Source organism: Verrucomicrobiia bacterium, assembly GCA_035629175.1.
In the GTDB taxonomy this organism is placed as follows: Bacteria; Verrucomicrobiota; Verrucomicrobiia; order Limisphaerales; family DASXHY01; genus DASXHY01.
This window is the reverse complement of the sequence record DASPIL010000095.1, coordinates 18,850-44,390: the sequence shown is the minus strand read 5'-3', so window position 1 is coordinate 44,390 and position 25,541 is coordinate 18,850. Positions and strand designations below refer to the sequence as shown.

18 protein-coding genes are annotated in these 25,541 nt (G+C 58.5%); 5 read left to right on the top strand and 13 right to left on the bottom strand.

The window, feature by feature from the left end; genetic code table 11:
• Positions 1–40 precede the first annotated feature (40 nt).
• The 4 genes from VEH04_16475 to VEH04_16460 all read right to left on the bottom strand — a co-directional run bounded on the left by VEH04_16475 (position 41) and on the right by VEH04_16460 (position 4,092).
• Positions 41–1,078, bottom strand: coding sequence for a hypothetical protein (locus VEH04_16475; GenBank protein HYG24374.1), 1,038 nt, complete (start codon positions 1,076–1,078; stop codon positions 41–43).
• Positions 1,075–1,773: a methyltransferase domain-containing protein gene (locus VEH04_16470; GenBank protein ID HYG24373.1), complete on the bottom strand. Its 699-nt coding sequence runs from the start codon at positions 1,771–1,773 to the stop codon at positions 1,075–1,077. Before VEH04_16470 ends, VEH04_16475 begins: the two co-directional genes overlap by 4 nt.
• Before the next feature lie 11 nt (positions 1,774–1,784).
• Complete coding sequence (locus tag VEH04_16465) at positions 1,785–2,840, bottom strand: 3-oxoacyl-[acyl-carrier-protein] synthase III C-terminal domain-containing protein (GenBank protein HYG24372.1); 1,056 nt, start codon at positions 2,838–2,840, stop codon at positions 1,785–1,787.
• A 442-nt stretch (positions 2,841–3,282) separates the two neighbouring features.
• Positions 3,283–4,092, bottom strand: a complete 810-nt coding sequence (locus VEH04_16460; GenBank protein HYG24371.1) for a cupin domain-containing protein — start codon at positions 4,090–4,092, stop codon at positions 3,283–3,285.
• Between the two features lie 455 nt (positions 4,093–4,547).
• On the opposite strand from VEH04_16460, the gene VEH04_16455 reads away from it, so the two are divergent.
• The 3 genes from VEH04_16455 (at position 4,548) to VEH04_16445 (ending at position 9,739) form a co-directional block, all read left to right on the top strand.
• The gene (locus tag VEH04_16455; protein ID HYG24370.1) at positions 4,548–7,613 is read left to right on the top strand and encodes a triple tyrosine motif-containing protein; all 3,066 of its coding nucleotides are present in this window, start codon (positions 4,548–4,550) and stop codon (positions 7,611–7,613) included.
• The gene (locus VEH04_16450) at positions 7,613–8,263 is read left to right on the top strand and encodes a response regulator transcription factor (GenBank protein ID HYG24369.1); all 651 of its coding nucleotides are present in this window, start codon (positions 7,613–7,615) and stop codon (positions 8,261–8,263) included. Before VEH04_16455 ends, VEH04_16450 begins: the two co-directional genes overlap by 1 nt.
• Positions 8,264–8,338: 75 nt before the next feature.
• Positions 8,339–9,739, top strand: a complete 1,401-nt coding sequence (locus VEH04_16445) for a hypothetical protein (GenBank protein HYG24368.1) — start codon at positions 8,339–8,341, stop codon at positions 9,737–9,739.
• 13 nt (positions 9,740–9,752) lie between these two features.
• Here the strand turns inward: VEH04_16445 and VEH04_16440 are convergent, their stop codons facing one another.
• The 8 genes from VEH04_16440 to VEH04_16405 form a co-directional block, all read right to left on the bottom strand.
• Positions 9,753–10,934 (bottom strand): ATP-binding protein, encoded by a 1,182-nt coding sequence (locus VEH04_16440; protein ID HYG24367.1) that lies wholly within the window; start codon positions 10,932–10,934, stop codon positions 9,753–9,755.
• Position 10,935: 1 nt separating this feature from the next.
• Positions 10,936–11,622: a response regulator transcription factor gene (locus VEH04_16435; GenBank protein ID HYG24366.1), complete on the bottom strand. Its 687-nt coding sequence runs from the start codon at positions 11,620–11,622 to the stop codon at positions 10,936–10,938.
• A 56-nt stretch (positions 11,623–11,678) separates the two neighbouring features.
• Positions 11,679–12,359 carry a phosphate signaling complex protein PhoU gene (gene phoU / locus VEH04_16430; GenBank protein HYG24365.1) on the bottom strand — a complete coding sequence of 227 codons (681 nt, stop codon included), beginning with the start codon at positions 12,357–12,359 and terminating at the stop codon, positions 11,679–11,681.
• Positions 12,360–12,375: 16 nt separating this feature from the next.
• Positions 12,376–13,161: a phosphate ABC transporter ATP-binding protein PstB gene (gene pstB, locus VEH04_16425; GenBank protein HYG24364.1), complete on the bottom strand. Its 786-nt coding sequence runs from the start codon at positions 13,159–13,161 to the stop codon at positions 12,376–12,378.
• 143 nt (positions 13,162–13,304) lie between these two features.
• A complete protein-coding gene (gene pstA / locus VEH04_16420; GenBank protein ID HYG24363.1) occupies positions 13,305–14,993 on the bottom strand; it encodes a phosphate ABC transporter permease PstA in 1,689 nt (562 codons plus the stop codon).
• On the bottom strand, positions 14,993–17,290 hold the full coding sequence (locus VEH04_16415; protein ID HYG24362.1) for an ABC transporter permease subunit: 2,298 nt from the start codon (positions 17,288–17,290) through the stop codon (positions 14,993–14,995). The genes pstA and VEH04_16415 overlap by 1 nt, the downstream gene beginning before the upstream one ends.
• Before the next feature lie 47 nt (positions 17,291–17,337).
• Positions 17,338–18,312, bottom strand: coding sequence for a phosphate ABC transporter substrate-binding protein (locus tag VEH04_16410; GenBank protein HYG24361.1), 975 nt, complete (start codon positions 18,310–18,312; stop codon positions 17,338–17,340).
• A 46-nt stretch (positions 18,313–18,358) separates the two neighbouring features.
• A complete protein-coding gene (locus VEH04_16405) occupies positions 18,359–19,705 on the bottom strand; it encodes a porin (protein HYG24360.1) in 1,347 nt (448 codons plus the stop codon).
• Positions 19,706–20,179: 474 nt separating this feature from the next.
• On the opposite strand from VEH04_16405, the gene VEH04_16400 reads away from it, so the two are divergent.
• Together VEH04_16400 and VEH04_16395 are read left to right on the top strand one after the other, a co-directional pair.
• Positions 20,180–21,133: a family 16 glycoside hydrolase gene (locus tag VEH04_16400; GenBank protein ID HYG24359.1), complete on the top strand. Its 954-nt coding sequence runs from the start codon at positions 20,180–20,182 to the stop codon at positions 21,131–21,133.
• Complete coding sequence (locus VEH04_16395; GenBank protein ID HYG24358.1) at positions 21,130–22,683, top strand: alpha-L-arabinofuranosidase C-terminal domain-containing protein; 1,554 nt, start codon at positions 21,130–21,132, stop codon at positions 22,681–22,683. Before VEH04_16400 ends, VEH04_16395 begins: the two co-directional genes overlap by 4 nt.
• 56 nt (positions 22,684–22,739) lie before the next feature.
• Here VEH04_16395 and VEH04_16390 read toward each other — a convergent pair whose 3' ends face one another.
• Positions 22,740–25,514, bottom strand: a complete 2,775-nt coding sequence (locus tag VEH04_16390; protein HYG24357.1) for a family 78 glycoside hydrolase catalytic domain — start codon at positions 25,512–25,514, stop codon at positions 22,740–22,742.
• Positions 25,515–25,541: the final 27 nt, after the last annotated feature.

The following is a 25,541-nucleotide window of genomic DNA, read 5'->3' as shown; positions in this document are numbered from 1 at the left end:
ATAATGGAATCGCCTTCGAGTTTGAAAATGATTCCGCCGATCAGCGAGTTCTCGAAAGCATCGTATTCCATAAAAAATCGGACTTGAACAGAAACGCGCCCAGGCGGGAATGCACCAGCGGTGCAAACATCAACGCCTGAAGCAATGCCGCCCATCGCAATCTCGTCACGAATGCGGCCTCACATTGACGTTGAATCGTTCGCCGGGCCTCGGTCCAGGAGCACTGGCCGCGCGAGTAGGCCGTCAGGGGCGCGATGGCAATCTCCGCGCTTTCGAACGCCATCGACATCCCATTTCCTGTGACTGGCGGAATCATTGTCATCGCGTCGCCGAGACAGAGTTGCTCGTCCGCGGGGCGCGCGTGCGATTGGAAACAAAGGCCTGCGACCGAACACCATGACTGTTCATCAAACTGTGCGTGCTCGAGTTTGGCCCTCAGCGACGCTCCTGCCATTTGACGCAACAGGTCGAGTCGGGCGCCCGACGGGCTTTCACCTGGACGCACACGGAAGAGCCCGCACACGTTGACCAAATCCGCATCGATGCGATTCACCCCGATGTATCCGCGGGTTGAGAGATGCATTTCGAGATCTGCATCCAGGTGAATTCCCCGCGCGTGCGCCTTGATCCCGAACCACCGCCACCCTGCAGCGGTGGGACTCGCGCGACGGCCCGACGCCTGGACCTCGCCGCCGGCAAGCGAGCGGGGAACGCGCTGGCCTGTCAGGAGCGTGCCTCCGAGCTGTTGAAAAGTTTCGGCAAGGATGTGGTCCATGCGATAGCGCGACAGGCAAAAGGCAGGAGGAATTTGCCGCACGGGTGACGAGGCATTCTGGCTCCGGAATTGAACCGTCGTCGCGATGATTGCGCCCGCTTGTTCCAGGCGCGAACGCAAGGCAAGCTTTTCAAGAACACGGAGTCCTTTCCCGTTGATGAACTCCCCGCAAACGCGGTGGCGTGGATAACTGCCGGCTTCGTGAACGGTCACTGGGACCTGGTGCTGGCGCAATCCGATCCCGAGAGCGAGTCCTGCGAGTCCGCCCCCAATGATTGTAATGGGCGCGTCTCCCGGCATCATCCACCCCGTTTTGCGACGAATCGATGGCTGAACAATCCAGCAGAGTGTTCGTCGAGTTGCCAGCCGGGACCGCGCGGCCAGAGACGGCCCAGTTCGTTGGCGGCGAATCCCCCCTCGACGCTGACGACCGCATCGTGGCGCGTGACGGAATTGCAGCCGATCAACCCGACCATCCAGCCGGCAATCAGCGGGAATCGGGCACGCCGCGTTTCCAGGGCGAGAAAGAAATCCGTCCGTTCGCTGATCAGTTGCAAAAGATCCTTGAGTTGCAGGTCGGTGAAATGGTGCAGGAACAGATTGGCGAACATCAGGTTGCTGCGATCACGGTCGCGTTGCAGGAAATCGAAGACATCCGATTGGACAGCGCGCACGTGCCAGTTGAGGCGCTCAAAATCCCGTTCTGTTTCAGCGGTCAGAAGGTTCTGCAGGTCAACCAGCGTGACGTCCACGCGCGCAGCAGGGTTGCGGCGCCCGAGCCGTTGTGCGACGCGCAGAAGGCAGATGCCATCCCCGGCGCCCAACTCCACGAGCGTGACAGCTTTTGGTTTTTCCAGTTGCGCCTGGAGGCTGTCGGCAAGCAGCCGCGCATGGCCCATGGCGGCATTCAGACGGCGCAGGTCCTCGCGCGAGCGGATGGCCTTGGGATCTTGCGGCGACAGGACGTCGAGCAACTCAGGTTGAACAACTCGGTTCATTGCAGTGGAGTTTACCCAACCTCAAGCAACGCGCCATGACAACTAAACCCCGCTCCGAACGAGCTCATCCACCACAGCCCGTCAGGAACGCTGTCTTGAAGCGCATTTTGCAGGACGAAGTAAACAGACGGACTGCTGATGTTTCCGAAGTCGCGCAGCACGGCTTCGCTCCAGCGAACGTCATCGGCGGACAGATTCAGTTTATCACGGACCGCGGTCAGGACATCGCGTCCGCCTGGATGAAACACCCAGCCTGCAACTTCCGAGGGCGACACCGCATGATCGCGCAGCGTGGAGGTGAAGAGATTTTCGACGTGCCCGGCTGCGATCGACGGCACTTGCGGTGCGAGGATGTTTCGCAACATTCCATTGCGCTGTTCGAAGCGGAGCAACTCGCGGTCGTTGGGTTGAAGCATCGAGCGGCTGGTTCGCCACTTCACGCGGCGGTTGGTGGAAGGTTCATTTGCCAGCACCGCGGCGCCCGCGCCATCGCCAAACAAACACGCGCTGATCAGCACGCCGATGTCGTCATCCAGGTAAAACGCAGCGCTGCAGACTTCCACGCAGATGGAAAGGACCCGCTTTGCCTGGCCTGACTTGAGCAGTGCCTCGGCTGAACGAAAATTGGGCAGCGCAGCTCCGCAGCCTTGGCCAACGAGATCGAGGCCGAAGACATCGGGCCGCAGCCCGAGCCGCTCGCCGACGTAGCTGGTAAGGCCGGGACAGAGGTACCCCGTGCACGTGCTGATCAGGAGCGCATCGATGTCCTTCGGATCCGTTGCCGCATCTTTCATGGCGCGTTCGGCTGCCTGCGACGCAATCGCGGGCGCGGTCTTGATGAAGCGCTGGTGGAGGGCGTCGGGCGTGAGATCGAAGGCTTCGGAAAGGTTGTCGAAGGCGAGGTGGCGAGTCGCAATGCCATTGTTGTTCGTGAGCACCTTTCGAAGGATCGCGCGGGAACGCGGGGCAAGCTGATGAAACTGGATGGACGACTGAAGCGCCTCCCAGCATTGCATCTGCGAGTAGCGATTTGGCGGGGCGGCAGTTCCAATTCCGATGATGAACATGGGCGGACACTAGCCTGATTCCGGTGAATGTGCCATCGGCGGTGATCCCCATGTTCGGAGCACCGACTGCAGCGACCATTTTTTTCATGCTTTGTCCCCAGCACTGGGGACATGCGCGATTCCAAGGTTCGCGTAAGGTTATGGGCGTCGGCGTTAAGTTCTCATTGCGCCGTGTGTAAAGCCGGACCTGTTGTCCGGCTTTTGTTTTGTACACGCGGCTTTCGCGGAACGGAGTGTGCCTGCCGCGGGCGCGGCAACGTGCGAAACCGAGCGCGCTGATATTTCCACGACCCTCGACGACCCTGCAAAACCGAATGCAACCACGAACCACACAGCGGGGCAGAGCCGCGACGAAACGGAAGGGGGAAACGGGTTTACGCGAATTCTCGCGAATTTTCACGAATTGAAGAGAGGAGCTTTAACCACGGATGGACCGAAGGCGTCACTTCCACTTGAAGGCAAAGTAGGCGCAGGGTTTGTCCGAAAGGTTGCGAAGGCCGTGGGGTTGGTTCGAGGGAACCAGGTAAAAGTCTCCTGCTGAACCCTTGTAATCCTTACCGTCAATGCTCATCTCCGTGTCGCCAGAAATGACCAGGATGATTTCAGATTCCACGTGGGAATGGGGCGCGTGGCTGGGGCCGCTCTGATGCAATTGTGTAACGTGCAGTTCAAATCGTTCGCACATGGCTGTCGCCCGGTCGAAATACGCACGGCCCGCGCCGCGCGCGCTCGGTTTGAGAGGGAGCTTCGTCACATCGAACATGCGCGAGGCGCCGGACGCCGTGGCGCGCTCCAGCTGCATCGGTTTTTCGGATCGATATTTCATCACGTAGTAAGTGAGCGGAACATCGCCGACGTTGGCGATCTGATGCATCTGCCCCGGCATCAGGTGCACAACGCTGCCGGCCGCGAGGACTTCGCTGTGATTGTCGAACGTCATCTTGAGCAAGCCTTCCTTCACGATGATCAACTCCTCGGCGTCGTCGTTCGCCCGCGCGGGCCGGGGTTGGGCGCCGACCGGCTGCGTTGTGGCATGGATCTTCAGAAATGACAGGTGCGGCGACGTCCCCTCCAGGATGGCCCGCGTCTCGCGGTTGCTGTCCGCCTGCACGGTGTGATCGGACCAGCGGTACACTCCGGGTTTCACCGGTGCGAGTTGGGCAGAGACGGTGAGCGCAGACGCGCAGATGGCAATGGCGAGCACGCTCGAATAGTGAGAGAGGCGGGTGAGCGCCGCGGTGGCATGGTGCATGGCTTTTTGTGGATGGAGGACTGCATTAGTTCACGAGGTGACATCGATGATTACACGGGCGTAACGGTTGAGACGCGGCGAACCATGACTGGTTACGGTGAAGCGTGGACAGTGGAACCGGCCCTGCAACCGCGCGGCAGAGCAGCAACCAAAGCGGGAAGGGGAAAAACAGGTTTACGCGAATTTCACTCATTTTCGCGAATTGAAGAGGAAGGTTAACAACGGACGGACACGGATTCTCAAACCACACGCTGAAACGAAAACTGAAAGCCATACCGCACAGGACAACCAGCGCCGAATATCCTCGTCAGCCAGTATTGAGCCTTAAGCTGCAAGTCGGCTCCCCGGCGGCCGATCCCGCATGCGCAAGGGCTGCGAGTTCGATGTGACGAAGCGGGTTGCAACCAGGGCGAACTTGTCGCTCAATGATACGCAGCCATGACTAGAAATTCAGCATGTTCCCTCACCAGCCCAGTCTGATGCGCCGATGCAGCCAGTCCGTTTGGCGTGCGCTTCTTTTGCTGGGGGCGCAGATCCTGTTTGTTACATGCGCCTTATCGGCGACGGATGCTGATGAATCCTTTTCCATCAGAACCTGGCAGGCGGATGATGGATTGCCGGAGAATCGCGTCATTGGAGTGGTGCAGGCTCCTGACGGATTCCTCTGGGTGGCTACCCAGAGCGGCCTGGTGCGGTTTGATGGAGTGCGGTTCCAGCGCGTCGATCGACCCGGTGTCCCAGCGTTGATAGCAGGCACCATGCGGGTGTTAATGCTCGATCGGAACGGCCGCATCTGGCTCGCGAAGGAGGAGGGAGGAGTGCTGTTTTGCTTCGAAGGCACAGGGATGCGCATGTTTGGTGCCGAGCAGGGATTGTTGAAGAACGAAGCCCAGCGGTCGCTTGCTGTGGACGGCGCTGGGGGAGTTTGGATTGCCCATAGCGCCGGGAAACTTGTGCGGCTTGCGGTGGGAGAACAGGCCGAAATCTTTACGCAGGCGGAAGGACTGCCGCGCGGCAGTGGCATCGTCTGGCTCGCGACCGATCGCAGCGGAACGTTGTGGTTCGCCAAGGGAAATAGCGTTGGGATTTTCCGCGACGGCAATTTCGAGCCGCGCCATGTGTTTGCCGCCTCATCCTTGCGGGTGGCTCCGGCGCGCGATGGTGGCGTCTGGGTTTGTTCCGGCCTTCAACTGTTCAAATGCGACGGCACGAATGCACCGACAGAGTGGAGCCGCCTTCCTGCAGAAAGGCGGGATCGCTCAGGGATGGAACCCGCAGTGCTTTTTGAAGACAGGGCGGGTGCTGTCTGGGTGGGTACCGTTTCCGCTGGATTGTATCGATGCGAAACAAACCAGGTCACACGCGTGGAGGTGCCGAATGCGGGAATTTTGAGTCTTACGGATGACCGCGAGGGCAATCTTTGGGTGGGCTCGCGCGGCGGCTTGCATCGTGTCCGGCAAAGGCTGACGACGCTCACGGGCCAGAACGCCGGCCTGCCTTTCGCCGCCGTTCAATCAGTTTGTCAGGATTCGACGGGAGCGCTCTGGGCCGTCGGTGACAACGGAGTCATTGCCCGTGAGGAGAATGGGGGCTGGCAGATTCAAACAATCGCGGTCAGTGGGCCGGAAGCCTACGCTACGTGCGTGGCTTCCGGCGAAGCGGGGAACGTTTGGGTCGGCACGCGGGGAGGGCGATTGTTTCGATGGAAGGACGGGAAGTTCACCAACTTGAATGTGCGCGAGCAGTTGCAGGAGAAATCGCTGCGGGCATTCCTGGTTGCACGGAATGGTGATTTGTGGATTGGGACGGACGCCTCGGACTTCATTTACCGGCTTCGGGAAAACCAGTTGCGTGCTTTTGCGCTGCCTTCGGGCCGGCGGTTTGTTCGCGCCATGGCGGAGGATGCAGCAGGTAATTTCTGGGCGGGCGCATCGGATGGCCTGCTGATTCGCGTGACGGGAGAGGACCTGGTGGATGAAACCTCCAAGACCACCGGTCTGTCGATTCGTGGATTGCATGCAACACCGAAAGGGGACCTGTGGCTGGGTTTTGCTGGCGGCGGCGTGGGACGCCTGCGGGCGGGACAACTCCAACGTTTCACCACGGAACACGGTTTGCCGAACGATTACGTCTCCCAAATTCTGCACGATGATCGGGATAGTCTTTGGTTCGCCGGGAACCAGGGAATTTTTCAGGTGCGCGAGAGCGACTTTGATGACCTGGCGCGCGGACTTGTGACGCGGCTGACGCCGATGATTTATGGGCGTGGCGAAGGGATGCCAGGCTTGCAGGCGAGCTTTGATTATGCCCCGGCTGCAATTCAAACGTTCGATCAACGATTGATTTTCACCATGCTGTCGGGATTGGCCGAGGTTCGCCTCGATCGGATCCGCTTGAACTATCGCCCGCCGGAAGTCGTGGTGGAACGTGTGCTGGCGGATGAACGCGTGGTCGCGGCCTACCAGCTTCTGCCTCGTTCCGACACTTCCGCGCCGGTGGAATTGCGCAACCGGCCGGCCCGGCGCGAACTGCGCATCGGCCCTGGCAAGCAGCAGGTCCAATTTGAATTCACCGCCTTGAGCTTTGTTGCCCCGGAAAACGTTCAATTCCGCTACCAGCTTGAAGGACTCGACGAAAATTGGATCGATGCAGGAAACCGCCGGACAGTCAGTTACGCGCATCCGCCCCCGGGTCGATATCGCTTCAAAGTCACCGCCTGTAACAACGACGGCATCTGGAACAAGGTTGGTGATTCGCTGCCAGTCGTGTTCGAACCTTTTGTCTGGGAAACGCTTTGGTTCAAAGTGGCTGCCACCACCGCCAGCTTCGGAATCGCGTGCGGACTCGTCGTGTTCGCGCTGCGGCGGCGGCATCGACTCCAGCTCGAACGTGTCGAGCACCAGCGCGCAGTCGAAATGGAACGCACCCGCATCGCGCGGGATCTGCACGATGACCTCGGCATCGGGTTGACGGAGATCGGGCTCCTCGGCGACCTCGCCGGCGCGGGCAGTCTTGCATCAACCCATCGCGAACACGTCAGTGAGATTTCCAGCCGCGCGCGGTCGCTGGCGGCCTCCCTGGATGAAATTGTGTGGGCCATCAATCCTGCGAACGACACGCCGGAGTCGCTGGTGGATTATCTTTTTCCATACGCGCAAAAACTGCTTGGCCGCGCTGGCATTCGATGCCGGCTTGAGATCAGCGGGCCTTTGACGGGCCGGGCACTCAATTCAGAGCGGCGCCATGAACTCTTCCACGCGTTCAAGGAGGCATTGAACAATGTGCTGCGGCATTCGGGCGCCACGGAAGTCCAAATCCGGTTTCTTGCAACGGACGGACAACTGCAAATCCGCATCGAGGACAATGGACACGGTGCCGGCAAGTTCGAACACAAGGCGGGCCAGGACGGACTTGCAGGAATGCGCGCACGCCTGGATCGCCTCGGCGGTCACTGTGAAATCACAAGTGACGAGGGCCGCGGAACTGCAGTAACCTTCAGCCTTCCGCTGCCGAAGGTTTGATGATGATGATCAAAGTGGCCATAGTTGAAGACGACGTGCGTTTTCGGAAAAGCCTGCGCAAGGTGATCGAATCCAGGCCTGACGTCACCTGCATTGGCGAGTACACGACAGGAGCGGAAGCCGTTGAAGCGATTCCCCGAAATCCACCGGACGTGGTGCTCATGGACTTGAATCTGCCCGACTCGTCGGGACCTGAAGTGACGGCTCGTTTGAAGTCGCAGCTTCCGGATCTCAGTGTCGTCGTCCTGACGGTTTACAACGATGCCGAACATATCTTCAAAGCGTTGCGGGCGGGGGCGGGTGGTTACCTTTTGAAGCAGGCCACTGCCGCCGAAATCCTTGATGCCATCGCTGAGGCGCATCGGGGCGGGGCGCCGATGACGAGTGAAATTGCGCGCAAGGTGATCGCGGCATTTCACGAACCGAAGCCCGAACGCGACGAGACCGAAGCACTGGCGCCGCGGGAACGGGAGATTCTTGAGTTGGTTGCCAACGGCTACGCCAACAAGGAGATTGCCGATCGGCTCACGATTACTTTGAGTACGGTGTGCTGGTACTTGCATGAGATTTACCGCAAGCTGCATGTGCAAAGCCGCGTCCAGGCCGTTAATAAATTGCGGCAATCCAGCGCGCGCCTGCCGCCAGGTTGATCGCCTCGCGTTGTTCCTCCCTATCGTTTTGTGGGGTGGAGAGGCTGTTTCCACACCGTAAAATGCGGCCATCAAATGGATATATTGGAACGAAAACAATGGGCTGGGATTGCGGTGTGCCTCAGCTTGATCGTCCCCGCTGCGATGGTTGGCAGCGAAGTCGAAGTGGCGCGGGAGCCGCGCGGCCCTTACACGGCTTACGCAACGCGGACGCTCGAGGATCTTCCCGAACTCGCCGCGTTGCCGGCCGATGCGAACCTGAGTCAATACGGCGGATGGAAGGGCAGGCAGGTTCAGGCGACGGGTTTTTTCTATGCCACGAACATCGCCGGGCGCTGGTGGCTTGCGGATCCCGAAGGTTTCTTATTTCTGCACAAAGGAATCGCGGCGGTATCCCAGCTGAACACCCCCGGCGCGCGTGCAGCACACGGGAAAATTTTTGGCAATGAGAAGCAATGGGCGCAGCATACGGCGCAGTTGATGCGTTCCAACGGATTCAACGGGCTCGGTGCGTGGTCCGACACGGAACGTTTGCGCCAGGCGAGTCCGCCCCTTGTTTACACCCGGATATGGAACTTCATGAGCGGCTATGGGACCAAACGCGGTGGCATCTACCAAAAATCCGGGCACATGGGGTATCCAAACGATTGCATTTTTGTCTTTGATCCCGGGTTCGAGGCTTTCTGCGATGAACACGCAAAACGGCTTTCGGCGCAGAAGGACGACCCTTGGCTGTTGGGCCATTTTTCGGACAACGAGCTTCCACTCTGGCGCACGTCGCTGAAGGGATTTCTCAAGTTCCCCGAGAATGATCCCGGACATCAGGCCGCTTTGAAATGGTTGCGCGAGAGGCATGGGCAGGACGCAACGGTGGCGGATATCGCGGAGCAGGATGAAAGGGATTTTCTGGGATTCGTTGCAGACCGCTATTTCAGAATCGTTTCGCGGGCCATCAAGAAATACGACCCCAACCATCTCTTTCTCGGGTCGCGCATCAATGGCCGTGCCACGACGTATCCTGAAATCTTTCGTGCTGCGGCTCCTTACCTGGACGTGATCGCAGTGAATTATTATTGGGCATGGACACCTGACGCGAACTTGATGGGAATGTGGAATCGGGAATCCGGCCGTCCCGTCATGATCACGGAATGGTATGCCAAGGGCATGGACTCGGGACTTGCGAATCGGAGCGGCGCCGGATGGACCGTGAAAACACAAGCTGACCGCGGCCGATTCTACCAGAACTTCACCCTGAGCCTGCTCGAATCCAAAATTTGTGTCGGTTGGGATTGGTTCAAATACACCGACAACGACCCCGACGCGGTCGGGGTTGACCCTTCAAACGTGGATTCCAATAAGGGGATCGTGAGTAATCGCTATTTGCCGTACAGGCCGTTGCTGGATGCGATGAAGCAGGTCAACGACCGCAGTTACGGGCTGGTTCACGCGATGGATGCGGTGAGCGAAAGAAAATAGGCCGTTCCGGTGCTCAGGGATTTTCGACGTGCGCTGGAATTGTAAAGTGAAACGTCGCGCCTTTCCCAGGGTCACTCTCGGCCCAGACCGTGCCGCCATGGCTTTGAACGATGTGTTTCACAATCGATAGGCCCAATCCCGTGCCGCCTGTTTCACGCGATCTTGCCTTGTCAACCCGGTAGAACCGTTCGAAGACGCGGCCCAACGCATCCAATGGAATTCCGGGGCCATCATCCTGAACCCACACGTGCACCCATCCGCCCTGTTGTTGTTGCGCGCCAATTTGAACCGTGCCATCGGGCTTCCCGTACTTCAAAGCGTTGCTGATCAAATTTCCAAGCACCTGGTGCAGCCGGTCGCTATCCGCATCAATCATCATCTCTGGCGATTCGTTTTCCACAACAGTGCGGCGCGCTGCGATTTCTGATCGATGATCGTCGATCACTCTATCGATGACTGCGCGCAGTGAAACCGGTTGAACGTTCATTGCCATCCGTCCGGACTCCAATTCCGATATGGTCAGCAGGTCTTCGATAAGAAATTGCAGACGTTCGGAATTGCGGCGGATGGTGTGGAGAAATTTTGTTGAAAGCTCCGGATCATCGCGCGCGCCGTCCAGCAGCGTTTCTACATAGCCTTTGATCAACGAAAGCGGTGTGCGCAGCTCGTGGCTCACATTCGCAACAAATTCCTCGCGCGTGCGTTCCAGTTGCTTGACGCGGGTCAGGTCATGGAAGACGAGGATCGCGCCCTGGCGAGTGCCCTCGCTGTCCTGCAATGTCGCAGAATTGATGTGAAGCCAGCGCTCAGCCGAACCTTCCAGGGTGAATTCATACTCCTGCCCAGGCGTGTTGCTGTCGGCGCGCTTCAACAACTCAGCCAGTTCATGGCGTCTCAAGACTTCCAGGACCGTCTTTCCGCGCACATCGGTGTCGATCTGGAACAGCCGAATGAAGGCGCGGTTTGCCAACTCGATCCTGTCATTCGGATCGAGAACGAGCAATCCTTCCACCATGCTGTCGAAGACGCGTTGCTGCCGCGCCTCGCGATCGAGGACTTCGCTGTGCAGGCGATCTTCGAGTTCACGAATCTGCCGCCGCGCGTCGGATTGTGCTCGATTGAATCGGTTCTGCCACCGGAAATGGAGCGTGACAGCGACAACCAGGAACAGGATGGCAAGGGCCGGCCAGAGCACTTTATTGAGCTTCGATGAAGCGGTAGCCCACGCCTCTCACGGTATCGAGATGTTTTGCGGCAGGTCCGAGCTTTTCTCGAAGGCGCCGCATGTGGGTATCGACTGTGCGTGTATCGACCAGGCTGTTGTAATCCCACACGTCCCGCAATAACTGGTCCCTTGACTGAACCCGGCCGCGGCGCTGCGCGAGAAGCGTCAGCAGCTTGAATTCGGTCGCCGTAAGGTCCAGTGATTCACCCTGCCAGCTGACCATATGCCTCGGAATGTCGATGACAAGCGATCCAAACCGTATTACGTCCTGCGAATCCTCCTTGCCGCGCTGCAACAGCTTTCGAATCCGCAGGACAAGTTCGCGGGGACTGAACGGTTTCGTAACGTAGTCGTCGGCGCCTAGTTCCAGGCCCACCACGCGGTCCACTTCCGCAGCCCGCGCCGTCAGCATGATGATCGGAATGCTGGCCGTGACTGGCTGGCGCCGCAAGATCTTGCAGACGTCCAATCCGCCAATCTCAGGGATCATCAAATCCAGCACGATCAAATCAGGAGGCTCGGTGCGAATCTTTTCCAGTGCCTCAGCGCCGTCAGCCGCGGTGATGACCTTGAACCCCGCCTGCTGCAGGTTGAACTCGACGAGTTCCACCGCTTCGGGTTCGTCGTCCACGACGAGTATCTTCGATTTCACAGCCATTGCATAACATGATGGGGCGGTCGAACGCATGTAACAAAATGGTTACAATGACAATCCTAGCGAGTGCTTCCCTGGGAAAAGCGTGCTTTGCTGGCATGACGGATATCCTGCGCTTCACAAAGGAAAACAACTTCCTCGGCCACATTCTTGGCGTGATCGGCAATGCGTTCCAGGCTCTTAACCACCACCATCAGCTTCAAGCACCCCTTCACTTCACTTGAATGGTTCGACATGTGATCCGCAAGGACGGCGCTGAACTGCTTGTTCATCGAATTGACGCCGCGATCGCGCGGCAGAATTTCCCGAGCTGCAGCAGCATCGCGCCGGACGAATGCATCCAAAGCATCCCGCAACATGGAAATGGCGAGCGCCGCCATTGGCTGCACGTCGATCTGGACCCGCACGGGCGCCTCGCCGCTCAGGTCACGAGCGCGCTTGGCAATCTTCGCTGCCTCGTCGCCCACGCGTTCGAGATTCTGAGAGATCTTCATTGCCACGGTTACGAACCGCAGGTCGCCTGCCAGCGGAGCTTTCGCCAGAAGCTGGATCGCCCTTTCGTCGATCTCAATTTCATAACGGTCGATCACGACATCATCGTCGTTCACTTGCGAGGCCAGAGCGTGGTCACGCTCCTGCAGGGCGCGCACGGCGCGATTCACCGCGGTTTCAGCGTGGCTCGCCATTGTCAGCAAGGCCTGCTTCAGTGCGTCGAGTTCCATATCGATGAGATGCTCCATGATGATGCGCTCCCGTTCAGCCGAATCGCCCCGTCACGTAATCCTCGGTCTGCTTGTTCGCAGGACTGGTGAAGATTTTTGAAGTGGCATCGTATTCAATCAACCTGCCGAGATAGAAGAAGGCGGTGCGATCCGCTATGCGCGCCGCCTGCTGCATGTTGTGCGTCACGATCACAATGGTGAATTGCTTTTTCAATTGCAGGATCAGGTCCTCGATGCGGCTCGTTGCAATGGGATCCAGAGCGGAACAAGGCTCGTCCATCAGCAGGATTTCTGGTTGATTGGCAATGGCCCGTGCGATGCAAAGACGTTGCTGCTGCCCGCCTGAAAGGCCCAACGCGCTGGTGTGCAGGCGGTCCTTGGCTTCATCCCACAACGCCGCAGCGCTGAGGCTGCGCTCAACCGCCTCGTCGAGCCTGGCCTTGTTCTTCAACCCCGCCACGCGAAGGCTGTAAACCACATTTTCATAAATCGTCTTGGGAAACGGATTGCTCTTTTGGAAAACCATGCCAATGCGTTTGCGCAATGCAATGACTTCGAGATGCGGATGATAAATGCTTTGCTCGCGAATCTTGATGTCGCCCCTGTGATGCACCCCATCGATGAGGTCGTTCATCCGGTTCAGATTTCGCAGCAGCGTGCTCTTGCCGCATCCCGACGGTCCGATCAGCGCCGTCACGTTCCGCTCCGGGATTTCGAAGGTCACGTTGTGAAGAACCTGCGCGGTGCCGTAAAAGAAATCGTAGTTCTCAATGCTGACGAGGCGCGGATCGAACGGTTGCGAAGGGTTGCTAGCGCGCATGTCGTTGTCAGGCCCGGGATGCAGTGCTTTCGCTTTGCTGCCGGCGTAAGAATCCGCGCCGTTATGTTGGGTCACATCCATCGTTTCTGGCCGTTGATACAGCGATATTGCAGGGTTTGCAGGCATATTCAATTCATCACGCTTCAAAATGCCCCGGTTGCGTATCTCCGGCGCAGCCTCTCTCGAATCACAATCGCCATCAGGTTGAGGACGATCACGAGGCCGATGAGCAAAAGCGTTGTCGCAAAGACCATCGGCTTGGCGGCGTCGGAATCCGGGGATTGGAATCCAAGGTCATAAACGTGAAACCCAAGGTGCATGAATTTTTGATCGAGGTGAACGAACGGAAAATCCAGGCTGAACGGCAGGTCACGCTGGAGCTTCACCACGCCTACCAGCATCAACGGCGCGACTTCGCCCGCGCCCCGCGCCATTGCGAGAATGAGACCCGTCAGGATTCCCGGAGCGGCAGCAGGGAGCACGATGCGCTGAATGGTCTGCCACTTGGAGGCGCCGCAGGCCAGCGATCCTTCACGAGCCCCGCGGGTTACGGATGCCAGCGCTTCCTCCGTTGCCACAATTACCACCGGCGCTGTCATCAAGGCCAGGGTCAACGATGCCCAAAGGATGCCGCCCGTTCCGAAAACTGCGGAAGGATGGTCTGGAAACAAGAGGGAGTCGATCGTTCCGCCCAGGAAGTAGACAAAAAATCCGAGCCCAAACACTCCGAACACGATTGACGGAACGCCCGCGAGGTTATTGATTGCAATCCGCACTGCGCGAACAAGCGGCCCCTGCGTTGCATACTCTCGAAGGTAGATGGCAGCCAGCACGCCGAACGGTGTCACGGCAATGCTCATGAGCAATGTCATCAGGAATGTTCCAAAGATCGCCGGAAAGATGCCGCCGTCGGTGTTTGCTTCGCGCGGTTCGTCGCTGAGGAGCACCCAGATGTTCCTGAAGAAAACTTGCAGACGCTCCAGATTTCCAACCTGGTTGGGATAAATGAAATCAATCACTCCTCCGACCGGCATCCGCATTTCAGCTCCTGTGAGCAGGCGATAAACAAGGATGTCATCGTCATGCTGGTCGCGGAGTTCACGAGCGCGTGCTGCCAGTGCCGCATATGTTTTTTGAAGGCCGGCCTCGCGAGCGGCGATCGCTTCCCACCGCGAGCCGGGTTCCGAACGCTCCACTCCCCTTCGTTCCAGCGCCGCTCGCTCAATCGCCAGATCCTTCATCTCCCGGTTGATCGTGCCGATCTCGGTTCGCTCGATTCGTTCAATCGCGCGCCGCCGTTTATTGGAATCGTCGATGCGCTGTCGCAACGCGCTTTCGAATTCGGCGTTCGTCGACGAGATCATTCCGTTCCGGCTGGTCTCCAGCGCGACGGGAATGCCAATGGCCGGGCCATACTCGATCCGTTCGAAACGCACAACGTCCTGTGGATGCCGGATTGCCGCAATATCAGTCGCATCGACGAATCGAAAGCTCAGGCCATAAGCGTCCTTGTTTCCAACAAACAACTGCCATTCCCTCGGCGCGTCTGCGTTGCCGCCGGCCTGCGAAACGCCATGGGATGTCTTCACCCGCTGCATCACGATTTCACCTCCAAGGGTGAGCGAGCCCTGCAATGCGTGTTCGCTGCCGGCGCGGAGCGTGATCTCGACCACCCGTTTCGGCCAGAAGGGTTCCACGCCTTTCACGACCACGAGTCCGAGCAGTCCCAGGATCATCGCGAGCCCAATCGTCAGGCCCATTGCAGCGAGCCATACGAAGGATTCGCCCGCGGGTCTCCGACTCCGCCTGTTGTTCAACGGCGTTGTGCTCATCAAATCGTCTTGTATCGTTCGCGCAATTTTTGCCGCAGTACTTCCGCGACTGTGTTCACCGAAAACGTCAACAGGAACAGCAGCATCGCGCCCAGGAAAAGCGTGCGATATAAAGTGCCGTGGTGCGGGGCTTCGGGCAGTTCCACGGCAAGGTTGGCTGACAACGTTCGCATTCCGGAAAACAGGTTGAAATCCGTGATCGGTGTGTTTCCCGTCGCCATCACCACGATCATGGTCTCGCCGACGGCCCGTCCCAAACCCACCATTACGGCCGAAAAGATGCCCGCGGACGCAGTCGGGAGAACGATGCGCAACGCCGTCTGCCAGCGGCTGGCGCCCAACGCCAGTGACCCGCTCTTCAAGGCGCCCGGCACATTGCTGAGAGAATCCTCCGCAATCGTGAAAATGATCGGGATGACGGCGAACCCCATCGCGAATCCCACGACCAGTGAGTTGCGCTGCTGGAAATCCGCGCCTGTGAACTGGGTCCACCAAAGTCGAAAATCTCCCGCACGCTGGCCCGTTTCGGGATCCGTGATCACGAACAAACCCCGCTCGATGACTGGCCCCATCTCCCAGCACATCCAGACCATCGCAATGAACAGCGGCGCGAACGCGGCAAATTCAAAACCAGGCCGGATGAGTGAACGATGGCGCGCCGGCAAGGCACTCCAGAGTGAGCCCCAGCAAATTGCGCTCAACGGAAGGAAAATCACCATCAGCAAAATCGACGGCACCCTTGTCTCCAGCAAAGGCGCGAGCCACAGCGCCGCAAGGAAGCCAAGAACGACCGATGGAAGGGATGCCATCATCTCCATGGCGGGCTTGAACACGGATCGAAAACGCGGGTGCGCAAACTGCGATGTGTAGAGAGCAGCGAGGAACGCGATTGGCACTGCAAACAGCATCGCGTAGATCGTTCCCTTCAACGTCCCAACGATGAGCGGGATCATGGAAAGCTTGGGTTCAAACTCATCTGAACCGCCTGTCGATTGCCATTCGTATCGCGGCTCGTTCGCGCCTTCATACCACACTTTTCCGAACATCGCCTTGACGCTCGCCTCGGGATGCGGGTCGTCGAGGGAATACAAATGAATACGGTGATCAGCATCCAGGAACGCCAGGCCATCATACTTGGTCCCAATGGCGGCGAGCGTCGCCTCGAAGGGCATCGTTTGTTCCCATCGAGTCCGCTCTGTGGTTGCAAATCGAAGGCTCGCGTTCTGTCCCGATCCAACCAGGAAGGCTTTGTTGCGAAGACTGCGTGCATAGAACGCGGCGCCTGACGTGAGCGGATCGAATTCCTTGGTCTTGCCGAACATCCGCTGCGAGCCACCTGCGGGAACGTAGAGGCTGAACAGCCGGTTCACTCCCTCGCTGCTGGTCAGCACCAGGGTCACGTCGCCAAAGAGGTAATCCATTGAGGCGATGGATTTCTCGGCCAGGCCGGCAAAAGGCGTGAACGTCTGACGCAGTTGGAACTCTTCATCAATGAGGTGGAAATAAGATATTTCTCCGAGGTCGTTGAACACCACCACGCTGTTTGCTTCATCATTGACAAGAGCCTTCCTGGGGTGGCCCCGGATTTTACTCGTCAGATCGTAGGTCCTCCCGCCCGTTGCCTCGCTCGATCCGAACAAGGTGGTCTGCTGCGACAGGCTTGTGACATGCAATTCCAGGCGGCCCCCGATCTCCTGCAACGCGGCCGCCAGTTTGAAATCTCCTGCGTCGCCATAACTGATGTCGCGAATTGGATGCCCCGGCTTTCCGATCGGGGTAAATGGGCCAGGTTGCGGCTGCGCCCAAACATGGCGTTTTCCATCCCGAACCTCGCTGCGGTAGCCAATTTTCACGATCGCAAACCGCCCGTCATCGGTTCCGTAGATGAGTTCCTGGGCGACTGCGTTGTAACTGACACAGGTGAACACGGCATTGGTTTCCGTGAATCCCGCGTTCGTCAGAAGTATTCCGCCGTTTGCAGCATCCACAACAGTGAGCCGCCCGCGCTCATCCGCCAGGATCGGCAATTGCGCGTACTCGTCGAGTGCGAGCACCCGATAGGTCGATGGCGGAAGTTGAATCGATTGTAATTCCTGGACCTTTGCGGTGCGAAACAGTGGAATGATCTGCCACAGGAGGAACAGAAAGATTCCGAGCACTACCGTGATGATGCCGACGCCGCCGATTTTGATGAACTGCGTCATGAAACGGTCCATCAACAATGTGGACCTCGCCGTCTGGAATCTTTCCGAAACGGCGGGGGCCTTGATGGAGCCCGGTGGTTCAATCAGCGACATATCTTCACGTCCAGCTCGAGTGTCTGAATGGCGGCACGGAACTCAAATCAGTTGTTTGTCACCTTTTTCGTTTCGGCCGCTGCGGGCTCGGCGGGAAGGGGGAAGTATCCGTCTTTCACAACGATTTCCTGGCCGGGCCCCGACAAAATGAAACGGATGAATTCAGACGTCAGCTTGTCCATGGGCTGGCCAGGCTTCTTGTTAACGTAGATGTAGAGGAATCGCGCGAGCGGGTATTTGCCGCTCACGCAGTTCTCGAGCGACGGCTGGTGCGGTTTCCCATCCGCGCCAGAAAGCGGCAGCGGGCGCACGCCCGAAGTCATGTATCCAATTCCAGAATAGCCGATGCCTGCCAGGTCGTTCGCCACCGCCTGTACAACCGATGAGGAGCCAGGTTGCTCTTTGACTGTGGCTTTGAAATCCCCGCCGCGCAGTGCCACATCTTTGAAGAATCCGTAGGTTCCCGACGCGCTATTGCGTCCATACAAGGACAACGGCCGGCTTTTCCATGTGTCTGGCATGGCGAGGTCGCCCCATGTTGCGAGCGGCAAACTGCCCGATTTCCGGGTGCTCGAAAATATCCCGTCGACCTGCTTCATCGACAGCGACGGGATGGAATTGTCCTTGTGCACGTAAACGGCAAGCGCATCGATTGCGACTTTGATCTCCGCCGGCTTGTAGCCGTGCTTGCTTTCGAATGCGTCAATTTCGGCCTGTTTCATGGGACGGCTCATCGGACCCAGTTGAGCGGTGTTTTCGATAAGGGCTGGCGGCGCTGTTGAGGATCCCTTTCCTTCAATCTGGATTTTTACGTTCGGATAATAGGCCTGAAAACTCTCCGCCCAGAGTGTCATCAGGTTGTTCAGCGTGTCCGACCCGATCGAGTTCAAGTTGCCGGAAACGCCGGAGACGGTTTCATAAGGTGGAAGTTTTTCGTCCACCTTGACGGGTTGCGCGACAGCGACGCTGCAGGCGCAGCTCAGTGCCGCAACGAGAAATTGGCTGGAAAGTATTTTCTTCATGATCGTGTGTTGTTGTTCCTGATGATTCGTTCGCGTTGCAGGCGGGTTAAAAATCCACTGCGAGCCGCGTTTGAAAGATGTGCGCGCTGGCCTCAACCCCGCTCCGCTCCACATCGGAAAAGACATAGTTCCACATCACGCGGGTGTTCGGGTTCAAATACCAGTTCAACCCAAGCGTGATATCATCCATCTCTCCGCCGCTGATTGCCCCGTCGTTGAGGTTGAGATGTGAGTAGCGGGCGAGCAGTTCCCACGCTCCGGCGCCACCCTCCGTTAGCGAAAAATTGTGACGCGGCCGGATCCGGTCGAAGGCTGCGCTCGATCGTTTGTAAGGACGATGCTCACCCGTGATGAAGAAGCTGCCCAGGACATAGTAGCCATCGAACGAAACTTCCCCCGATCCCGGAAGAGAAACCCAGTTCCGCAGATACTCCGCTTGCAGGGAGAACGGTCCCACCACGGCCGCCAGTTCCGCCGCGGCGAGATATGTTTGATCGGCATCAAAAGCGCCGGTGTCGACAAACCGCGGCGCGAGGTGTGATTCGGGACGCGAGCGGAATCGCGCCTCGCCATTCGATGGTTCGATGACGCTTCCACTGAGTCCCACGTGTACAAACTTCCGTCCCTTCGATGCTTCATCCCAATACGGAAGAGCGGTAACTCGCCCGGACACACGGAAGGTGCCATCCAGTTCGCTGTTGCCGCTTTCGCCACTTTCAGTGAACGCGCCGAGTGCCCAGGTCATCCGGTCTTTTAGCAGGGCATTCTGGAACATCGCTCCCGTGTTGCGCTCGGGTGCAAAGGCTTCCACGGGAGCCGCGCGTTCCATGAATGGGATAAACCTGCTGCTCGTGAGCATGTCGAGGCTGATGGGCTCCTTGAAATGTCCGGCCTGGAACGAGCCCACGAACGGCAGATCGGCGAATCCAATGAACACATCCTTGAACGATACTTCCGCCCCGCCGAAATCGAGTTCGATTTTGTAAAACGTCGGCAGGGAAAGTTTGAGCTCGCCCTCCAACGCGATCCGCGCTCTTCGAAATTCAACGCCGGCGGGAGTCTGGCCCGCCAACGATTCAAGGTCGTCATCCTGGGAGGCAAATCCCGCGTCAAAATGAATGCGTCCGCCGAGTTTGCCATTGAAGGTTTCCTTGTCGGCCGACTGGATGCTGATGCCATCCTTCCATGCGAAGTTCAGGGTGTTCGCCGGCTTTTCTCCCAGTTCCGCTTTGATTTCCTCCGCTTCCTTTGGCGTGAGGATTCCTTTGCGAACCAGCGCGTCTGTCAACGGATCGATGCCTTTCCCTGGAGTGTCAGCGGCATTCGAGGCGGATCCCATCAGACCTGCGATGGCTCCGCAGACCAGGACCCTTGCGACCGTTTTAGTATTCATGCGTGTTTCAATTCTGTTACGGCGTCAGGATCACAGCGCCGTGTTACAGGTCCTCGGCGGAATTGTTACAAACGTGTGACGAAAAAAGGTTCTTCGTCGCTTGGATGGGAATCACGGAGCCACATCGAGGCAGAGCCGCAACGAAACGGGAAGGGTGAAAACGGGTTTACGCGAATTACGCGAATTGAAGAGAGGAACTTAACCTCGGAGGGACACGGATCAACACGGATGCCAAAACGCAAACGTTTCCGGTGAGGAGGGGTTAACCCGAAACACACGAATCACACGAACAAAGATCGAATACGTCCAAGAACGGCGAAGACGAGTTGAAGCCCTGAAGGAGGCTGATGAACACGGATTCGCAAGGCACATCGCACCCTCAGGATTTGGATCCGGGGGAAAAGAGCGAAGGCGGCTTAAATCGAAAACACGGAAACCTGCCGGTAGTGATTGCCCTCTGCATAGACGATGATCATGAAAACTGCATCCCTGAACGACTCTTCCCGCTGGACGGCCCCTCGCTGCCGCTGGTCGATGTGCCTGTCGGTTCTCTGGCTGGGCGCGGCATTCCCGAGCGTTGCCGACGCTGCGCCACCTGCGGAAGTGAAGGTGAGTGTGCGAACCGATGTCGTGGCCAATACAGTCGACAAGCTCGTATACGGCCATTTCTTTGAGCACATTTACCATTCGGCGAACAACGGTTTGTGGGGGGACGTGGTTTGGAACCGATCGTTTGAACAGGATCGCGAGAACGCAATGGGATCGCCGGGTTGGACCACGCGTGGCGAGATCATCTCATACGATGGTGCCGAGCCCCAGTCCCGCCTTCTTGGCGGCTTTGAATTCCGCGACCTGGATTACACGGTTGAAGTCCGCAAGACAGCAGGGGAGGGCGGCGTGCGTGTTCTTTTCCGCGGTTCGGCCGCGCTCACGCTGGGAGCGGAGAGCAATTCAGTTCACGTCCTGGAGGTTCTGCCGCTTCGTGGCCGCGGCCAGGGCGGTGGCGACTCCCGGCCGGTTGCACTCGCCGAGCCTGTGCAGGGAGCGTTCGCGCCTGACAAATGGCACAAGGTCCGCGTTCGAGTGGAGGATCAGCGGGTTGAAGCCTGGCTCGACGGAAAGCGGATCTTTGACGTCCAGCCAACCAATGGCGGGCCCTCCCGAATCCGCAGCGCTGGTTGGATCGGAGTTGGCGTTGCGGGCGCCAAGGCTCAGTTTCGCAATTTCCTGGTCAAGGGCCTCGACGGAACCGTGTTTTGGAATCGTCCGCTGGCAGCCAATGTTCCCGGCACGATTGTTGAACGTTGGAGCGTGACGGGCGGAAAAGCGCGCGTTGTCGATACACCCGGAGAGGCATTGAACGATGCGCGCTGCCTGGAACTTTCAGGCACGGGGCGGACGATCTCTGGCAGCCGGATTTTAATTTGAAGAGAAACGATCCACTTGAAGGTTCGTTGTGGCTCAAGGGCAGTGCGCCCAACGGCGTTACGGTGCAGTTGGTGAACGGGGATTCCGTGGTCGCGGAACAGAAACTCCCGGCGCCGGCTTCGGAATGGAAGGAGTTTCCACTTCGTCTCAACAGCCGCAGGACCGTAAATGCCGCCACCCTGAGAATTGTGTTTGATGGCGAACATCAGGTGTTGATTGACCAGGTGTCGCTGATGCCCAAGTCAGCGCGCGACACAGGCGGGTTTCGCGCTGATTTGCTCGAGGCGTTCCGCGGATTGCAACCGACTACGATGCGCTGGCCGGGCGGTTGTTACGCCGAGACGTATCGTTGGAAGCATGGCATCGGACCGCAGAAGGACCGCAAGAAAGGCCTCCAGCCTTGGTGGGAGGAATACGATCCGAACGCACTCGGCACTGACGAATACATTCGCCTCTCGCGCATGCTTAATTCGGAGCCATTGATCGTCGTCCAAACAGGCATGCACCAGGTCAAGCCGGGCGGCAATCGCCAGGACGGGGACTTCATCGATACGCCTGAGGAATGGGAGCCGTTCGTTGTCGAGGCATGCGAATGGATTGAATACTGCAACGGCCCTGCAACGAGCAGGTGGGGCGCAGTGCGTGCTGCGAATGGACATCCCGAACCTTACAACGTGAAGCTTTGGGAAATCGACAATGAGCTCTGGCGTTCGCGGGTTCGCAATCCGTCTGTTTATGCACAGGCGGTGAACCTCTTTGCCAAACGCATGAAGGCGCAGGATCCATCCATCACGATCATTGCCCATGGCGGCAACGGGACCGATCGCAATTACAACAGGCCCGTCGTGAACGATGCGGCGGAGAACTTCTCGATTCTCTCGATTCATCATTACACCGCCGCGGAACGCTTCGTGTCTGGAATTAACGACCAGGACCGGCTCTACACCGACGTCGCCGAGCTGATCAAGGGCTCAAGGAATTCCGACGTGCAGGTCTATGTCTCCGAGTGGAACGCGCAGACGACAGACTGGCGGACGGGCGTTTACGCGGCTGGCATTCTCAACGTTTTTGAGAAGCACGGGAAGTATCTGACCATGGCGGGGCCTGCACTGTTGGCGCGCCATGTGAGCGCGCACGGCTGGGACAATGCGTTCATCAACTTCGACAACAAGGAATGGTTCGCGGGACCCAATTACGTGGTGATGAAGCTGTGGCGCGAACACTTCGCACCGAATCGTTTGGAATCCCAGAATGCGAACGAGGAACGGTTGAACGTGGTCGCCACCACAACCGACGGCAGGGATGAGGTCATCCTCAAGGCAGTGAATCTCTCGGATGAACCGCTCGAAGTGAACGTTGCGTTCGAGGGGGCGTTCAAGGGACGAAAGGCCGCGATGAAGCTGATCGCACCGGCATCGACGCAGGCGCGGAATTCAATGACTGAAAAGGCAAACATCAAGCCCGTGAACGCCCGCGCCCGCATGGACGCGAACAGGGTGAGGTTTGCCCTGCCGCCGCATTCTGTGGCCGCGATTCGAGTCAGCAAATAGCACCCTCGTTAGGGACGCGGTTTGTCGCGCAGACGCGTTCGATGCGCATCTGCGCATCAGCGGCGTTCGAGCCGGAATCGATACGTTCCCGAGCCGACCTCCAGCACGTGTTCAGAGAGTCCCTGGCGGATGACCTTCACGCCGCGTGCGCCGGAAATCCTTCGCCCGGATTCCCTGAGGTTGCCATCGAACACTCCTGGCACAACGACAGTGGCCGTGGTGTTCGCGGGAACCGTGACGTTCAGGTCGAAGCGATCGGGGGATCGTTTCCATTCGCTCCGGATGGTGCCATACATGGATTCACGGGTTGCGCGCGCCCACGTGAGATCGTCCGCGATGTTGGGCTGGATGAGAATGCGTTTGTAGGCGACGTCGCGGGAGTCGTAGCGGATGCCTGCGAGATATTCCATAAACCACGATGAGATGTCGCCGAACATGATGTGGTTGCGGGACATGGCGCCGGGCCAATCCTCCCACAGCGTGTTTGCGCCGAGCATGATCCAGTTGCCCCAGCTGGGCGAATTCGTTTGAGTGGCGACCTTCCACGCGACATCAAAGTGCCCGTGGTCGCTGAGTGCACGCAGCAGGTACTTGGAGCCAAGGATCCCGACATCCAGGCGGTGTCCGTTCGTGCGCACCTGTTCCGCAAGGTTTTGCGAGACGGCGCTTCGATGCGGATCGTCCACGAGATCCTGATAGAGAGCGCAGGACAGCGCGGTCTGGGTGCCATTTGCATACAAGCCCGTTTCGGCGTTGAAGAACTGTGTGTTGAATGCGGAGCGGACGTTGTCAGCGAGTTTTGCATAATGCCTGGCTTCGTCGATCTTCCCCAGCAGGTCGGCGGTTTTTGAGATGATGCGCAGACATTGGTGATAATAGGCGGTCGATGTCACAGTGCGCGGGGTTTGGGACCGGGCGGGGCACCAGTCGCCGAGGCCGTAGTTCACGATGTGGTTGGTTGCGATCCCGGAATACCAGCCGATCCACTGTTTGAAGCCGTCATAGTGTGTCTCGAGGATGCGGTGGTCTCCCGCCTGGAGGTAGAGTTCCCACGGAATCAGAACGAAGGCCGATTCCCATGCCGGGCCATCCAATCGGTTGTAACCCCAGCCGCCGGTGGGAACGATGCTCGGCAGTTTGCCGTCCGCGCGAACCATGCTGCCAACGTCCCGCAGCCATTCCGTGTAAGCCGCCTGTGCCCCGAAATATTCGAGCCCCATCTGCACGATGAGCTGCGCGTCGCCTGTCCAGCCGTTCTTTTCCCTATGCGGGCAATCGCTCGGGAAGCCGACGAAGTTTCCGACGTAGGACCAGAGTGCCGCGGTTTGGATTTTATTCAACAGGTCATTCGAGCATTTGAAGCTTCCGGCGCGCTCGAAGGCGGTGTGCACAACCCGGCCTTCGATGGCGCTGAAATCGGGTTTGCCGGGGAAGCCCTCGAGCTGCACGTATTGGAATCCGTGAAAGGTGAAGCGCGGTTCCCAAACTTCAGTTCCCTGGCCCTTGAGCGTGTAGGTTGTCAGCTGGAAATCGGTTGAACGAACGTGCTGCGCGATGTCCTTCTGGTCGAGCGTTCCATCGGGATTGAGCCGTTCTCCGCATTTCATTTGAACGGTTGTTCCGGCGGCGCCCTTGACGCGAAGGCGCGGCCAGCCGGCGATGTTCTGTCCGAGGTCAAACACGAAGACCCCGGGTTTCGGTTCCTTCACGCTCACGGGTTCAAGCGTTTTCATGACGCGGATGGGTTCCACGTTCGCCGCGGTGAGAATGGCTTTCGGACCTTCGCGGACTGCGGCGGGGGACCAGCCGGAATCGTCGAAGCCTGGTTTGGACCAGCCGGGTTTTTCCAGCCGGGCATCGTGAAATTCGCCCACGCGCAGCTGGTCGAACACGATCGGGCCGCTGGAAATTTTCCAGGTGGAATCGCTGACGACCTGCTCGGAGGACCCATCCGCATATTCGATGTTCATCTGCAGCAGCAATTGCGGCTGCGCGCGCCACGGGGCCTTGTCAAAGTCCCATGCCTCGCTGACGGTTGCGTTGTACCAGCTGTTCCCAAGGGTTACGCCAACGGCATTCTTCCCGCGGTTCAACAGGCGTGTGACATCGTGGGTTACATAAGCGGCGCGCTTGTCGTATTGCGTGATCATGGGATCAAGGACGCGATTGCCGACCTTGGATCCGTTGAGCTCCATTTCGTAATAGCCGAGACCGCAGATGTAGGCGGTGGCGCGGCGGACCGGCCGCTTGATGTCGAAACTTTTTCGCAGCAAGGGTGCAGGAAGGGGAGCCTTCAGCTGAAGATCGTTGGCAGGAACCGGGTTTCCGATCCATTGACCTTTCCAATCGCTCGAATTCAGAAGGCCGATGGACCACCTGGCTGGGTCGCTCCACCGGGAAGCCTTTGCAGACCCCGCCCAAACCCGCACCTTCCAGAAACATTGCTGGCCTGCGCGCAGCGGCTTGCCGCCATATTCAACATGGATGGATTGATCAGACTCCACCTTCCCGCTGTCCCAAAGATCCCCCCGGTTTTGCTTGAGGAGTTCCGCGGTGGAGGCGGCCAGAACCTGATACCCCGTCTGCACGGTCCCACGGCTGGACGCATCCAGAATCCAGCTGAGGCGCGGGCGGACGACATCCAGGCCTTCCGGGTTGGCAAGATACTCACAGCGCAATTTCCCAACCGACACTGCTCCATGTGCAGCCGTCGACGCGACCAGCAGGGCCATGCAGATCCAGGATTGAATGCGCGAGCGATAGGTTGTCGGGAATTGCAACGTGGCGAAACGCGCGAAGGGTTGAAGAAGGGCGGTCAGACGGTGCTTCATGATGCGATTTATCATACTGTTTGCGGC